The sequence below is a fragment of the Flavobacterium sp. genome, assembly GCF_043720215.1.
Classification (GTDB): Bacteria; Bacteroidota; Bacteroidia; order Flavobacteriales; family Flavobacteriaceae; genus Flavobacterium.
The window spans coordinates 1-4,824 of the sequence record NZ_JAYSSZ010000086.1; the positions used below are offsets into that span (position 1 = coordinate 1).

Annotated in this window: 3 protein-coding genes and 1 pseudogene; 1 reads left to right on the top strand and 3 read right to left on the bottom strand. The window is 34.2% G+C overall.

Annotation, left to right across the window (positions count from 1 at the left end):
• The 3 genes and pseudogenes from ACHZC3_RS04195 to ACHZC3_RS04205 form a co-directional block, all read right to left on the bottom strand.
• Positions 1-1,487 (bottom strand): annotated as a pseudogene (locus tag ACHZC3_RS04195) (bifunctional salicylyl-CoA 5-hydroxylase/oxidoreductase); the annotation flags it as partial.
• Positions 1,488-1,620: 133 nt separating this feature from the next.
• The gene (locus tag ACHZC3_RS04200) at positions 1,621-2,070 is read right to left on the bottom strand and encodes an SRPBCC domain-containing protein (protein WP_394758631.1); all 450 of its coding nucleotides are present in this window, start codon (positions 2,068-2,070) and stop codon (positions 1,621-1,623) included.
• Positions 2,071-2,072: 2 nt separating this feature from the next.
• Positions 2,073-2,678 (bottom strand): flavin reductase family protein, encoded by a 606-nt coding sequence (locus ACHZC3_RS04205; protein WP_394758632.1) that lies wholly within the window; start codon positions 2,676-2,678, stop codon positions 2,073-2,075.
• Positions 2,679-2,790: 112 nt separating this feature from the next.
• Between ACHZC3_RS04205 and acs the strand changes: the two genes are divergently transcribed.
• A complete protein-coding gene (acs, locus tag ACHZC3_RS04210; RefSeq protein ID WP_394758633.1) occupies positions 2,791-4,698 on the top strand; it encodes an acetate--CoA ligase in 1,908 nt (635 codons plus the stop codon).
• The last annotated feature ends 126 nt before the right edge of the window (positions 4,699-4,824 follow it).

Below are 4,824 nucleotides of genomic sequence, written 5' to 3' on the forward strand. Positions count from 1 at the left end.
TTTTTCGTCGCACCTTTTCTTCCAGAATGTCCTAATTGGATTCCGATTTTCGTTTGCGTATGTTGATGAATGAAATCGTTAATACGTTTCCATTCTGTAAGTTGCTTTTCGTTGTAAATTCCGGCACAGCCTTCTGTGATTCTTCCTGTTTCAGAGACCGCGGTCATTTCTGTTAAAATTAAACCCAAGCCACCAACTGCTCTTGACGTGTAATGTTGAAAATGCCAATCGTTTACCAATCCGTTTGCGGCGGCATATTGTCCCATTGGCGCCATTAAGATTCGGTTTTGTACTTCTAGATTTCTTAATTTGAAAGTTGAGAAGGCTGCCGATTGATTTTTGTCATTGACATTGATATTGCCATTGAATTCATTTAAAACTTTATCTGTAAATGATTTATCTCGTAAGCGTAAGTTTTCGAAAGTTACTTTTTTAGCGCGCGTCATGCATCCGAAAGCAAATTGATAAAAGGAATGTTGGTTATGACGGTTCATATTTTCAAACCAATCAACCGAGACTAATGCCGCATATTGAATCATTTCAACTGTATTTCTACGAGTTTTATCATATTGTTGAAAAGCAGCTTGCACATCAGTTGGATTAGCAATAACGGCATCGGACAAACCGATAGCTGAATCCATCGCTAATTTTGTACCCGATCCAATAGAATAATGTGCTGTCGCTTTGGCATCGCCTAATAAAACGATATTCTTGTGATACCAATTTACATTGGTTACGTGCGGAAATTGACGCCAATGTGATTTATTTGAAATTAGAGGATGACCGTCTAATTCATCCTTGAATATTTCTGAAATTTTAGTAATAGTATCTTCTTCATTCGTGACTTCGAAACCATGTTTTTGCCAGGTTTCATCAGAACATTCAAAAATCCAGGTACTCATACCTTCTTGGTATTGGTACGAATGGGCTACGATTAAACCATGTTCAGTATTTCTAAAAAAATAAGTAAAAGCGTCTAATGGTTTTGTAGAACCTAACCAAACGAAACGGTTTTGTTTCATTACGATTTTTGTTCCAAATTCGGCTTCATATTTGGTGCGAATGCCACTTCCAATTCCGTCTGAAGCGATAACCATATCAGCGTTTTCGAAGAGAGAAATATCATCTACATTTTGTTCGAAATGCAAATTTACGCCTTCTTCTTGACATCTTTGTTGTAATAATTGTAGCAAAGTTTTTCTAGAACAACCACAAAATCCATTTCCAGCAATATTTACGCTTTCTCCATCACGAGCGATGATGATATCGTCCCAATAAGCAAACTTGCTACGGATTAATTCATAGGATTGCATGTCTCTTTTTAAGAATTCACCTAAAGTTTCATCTGAAAAAACCACACCAAAACCAAAACTATCATCCGGTTTGTTGCGCTCGTACACATCGATTTGACAATGCGGCATTGCTTTTTTGGTTAATATCGAAAAATATAGTCCACCAGGACCACCACCAATTACTGCTATTTTCATATTTTTTTGGTACGCGGATAAAACAAATTTACTAAAGCAAAAACGCTGATGTCCGCAGTTTTATAATGTTTATATATTTTTGAACACAGATTTGAGAAATCATATTAATTCTTAAAATCAATGTTTCTTATTTTTACTTTTTCATAAAATCAAATGCGCCTTTTCGTAAATTGATGTTATATTCTAGATAAGCTTTTAGGCATGCTAAAAAATTAGACCAACCGAAAGAATTTCCGGAAAGCCATTTTAAACCTGCTTCATTATTTTCCATATTTTTTTCTGAAATTGAAACTAAAGTTGAATTGTTTTCTTTTTCTGAAAGTGTGATTTCAACTAACAAATTAACTGCAGAGTTTTCCCAATAAAAAGAAATGTATTTATCTTTTTCGATTTTCTGAATTTTAACAGGACATTCAAAATCGAATTCAGGAAATTTCCAGATTAGATTTTTTCCTTCTTCCATGATTCCTGTGCTTTGAGAAATGAAATAATTAGACATTTTTTCAGGAAGAATTATTGCTTCAAAAACTTCGTGAATTGGTTTATGAATTTGCATCGCACAGTTTATTTCTAACTTTCCCATAACTATCCTCTTTTAATTGAAAAAATTTCTCCGAGTTTGGAATAATTGGAACCTGCTAAACGCGCAACTGGTTTGTAAGTATCTAAATTAATTTTGTAATTGTCTAACAAAACACTTTCGTCAACATGAAACATCACGATTCGTCCAATAATGATAGTTGCACCACCGGTTTTATGATTTTCTAAAGCATAATGATGTACTAATTCGCATTCCATTGAAATAGGACTTTCCTTAACTCTAGGTGGTTTTACTTTTGTAGAAGCAATAGGAGTGAGGTTTGCTAAATCGAATTCACTTTCGTTTGAAGGAATAGGTTGCGAAGTCAAATTCATTTGTTCGACTAATTCTTCAGTAACCATATTTACAACAAATTGTTTGGTTGCTAAAACATTGTTTAAAGTATCCTTGTTTGTTTCATTTCCTCGAACGGTCGAAAACATAACATGTGGTGGATCATCTCCAACAGCATTAAAAAAGGAAAAAGGAGCGAGATTCGGAATTCCGTCTTCGCTGATACTTGAAATCCAGCCAATAGGTCTAGGAATTACTGCTCCTGTGAGCAATTTGTAAATGGCAGATTGTTCAAGATTTATCGGGTCAAATTCCATTGTTTATTTAATGTTGTGTTACTACAAATAAACTAAAAAAAAAGTGGATTTTGAAATATATTGAAGTGAACTTTGTTATAAATTTACAAAAATTCATTTATCAGAAAAAACTATGAGTTACTATAAAATCCAAAACCTAGAACAATACTTCAAACATTATAACAAATCAATTAGAGAACCTAGAAAATTTTGGGGAAAGATTGCTTCAGAGAATTTTACTTGGTATCAAGAATGCGAAAAAGTAGTAGAATTTGATATGGCCGAAGCCAAAATAGAATGGTTTAAAGGGGCAAAAGTTAACATCGTAAAAAATTGTATCGATAGACATTTAGTACGTCGAGGTGAAAAAACAGCTATTATTTTTGAACCAAATAATCCAAATGAAGAAGCACAACAAATCTCGTATAACCAACTATATGTACGTGTTTCTAAAATGGCAAATGTTTTGAGAGAACAAGGCATCAAAAAAGGAGACAGAGTTTGTATTTATTTACCCATGATTCCTGAATTAGCCATTACAACATTGGCTTGTGCTAGAATTGGAGCCATACATTCAGTAGTGTTTGCGGGATTTTCTGCATCGGCAGTAGCGTCAAGAATTAATGATTCTGAATGTAAAATGGTCATCACTTCTGATGGTGGTTTCCGTGGTGAAAAAACGATCGATTTAAAAGGAATTATAGATGAAGCTTTAGAAAAATGTCCTTCTGTTGAAAAAGTATTGGTAGCCAAAAGAACGAATACTCAAATTAATATGAAAGATGGCCGAGACCAATGGTTACAACCTCTTTTAGACCAAGCATTAGACAATAATGTAGCTGAAATTATGGATGCCGAAGATCCTTTATTTATTTTATACACATCTGGATCAACAGGGAAGCCAAAAGGAATGGTACATACTACGGCTGGCTATATGGTTTATTCTGCTTATACTTTCAAAAATGTTTTTAATTATGAAGAAAATGATATTTTTTGGTGTACAGCCGATATTGGTTGGATAACAGGACATTCATATATTTTATACGGACCTTTATTAAATGGAGCTACAACCGTAATCTTTGAAGGCGTTCCGTCATATCCAGATTTTTCTCGTTTTTGGGAAGTGATCGAAAAACACAAAGTGACTCAATTTTATACTGCTCCAACTGCTATTCGAGCCTTGGCAAAAGAGAATTTATCATACGTTCAAAAATTTCCATTAAAATCCTTGAAAGTAATTGGTTCTGTTGGAGAACCTATTAATGAGGAAGCTTGGCACTGGTATAATGACCACGTAGGAGGGAAGCGTTGTCCCGTTGTAGATACGTGGTGGCAAACAGAAACAGGAGGTATTATGATTTCTCCAATAGCTTTTGTAACTCCAACAAAACCAACTTATGCGTCGTTACCGTTACCAGGAATTCAACCAGTTTTAATGAATGAAAAGCGTAACGAAATTGAAGGAAATCAAGTGACAGGAAGTTTGTGCATCAAGTTTCCGTGGCCAGGAATAGCAAGAACAATTTGGGGAGATCATCAACGTTATAAAGAAACGTATTTCTCTGCATTTCCGGGTAAATATTTTACTGGTGATGGCGCTTTGCGTGACGAAGTAGGTTACTATAGAATTACAGGTCGAGTAGATGATGTTGTAATTGTTTCGGGTCATAATTTAGGAACAGCTCCTATAGAAGATGCTATAAATGAACATCCTGCTGTTGCAGAATCTGCCATTGTTGGATTTCCTCATGATATAAAAGGAAATGCTTTGTACGGTTTTGTAATTCTAAAAGAGAGCGGAGAAACACGTGATAAAACAAATCTTGCTAAAGAAATAAATCAACATGTTTCAGATCATATCGGACCAATTGCTAAATTAGATAAAATTCAGTTTGTTTCAGGTTTACCTAAAACACGCTCTGGAAAAATTATGAGACGAATTTTGAGAAAAATCGCGGAAGGTGATTTTTCTAATTTTGGTGATATCACGACTTTATTAAATCCTGAAATTGTTGATGAAATAAAAGAAGGGAAGTTGTAAGGTTAAAGTTTAGAATCGTTTCTAAATAATTTTGACTAGTCCTAAATAATCGATACAGATTATTAGACAAAAATAGATAAATTAAATAGCACCAAAAACGTTTTTGGTGCTGTTTTTAGTTTTATA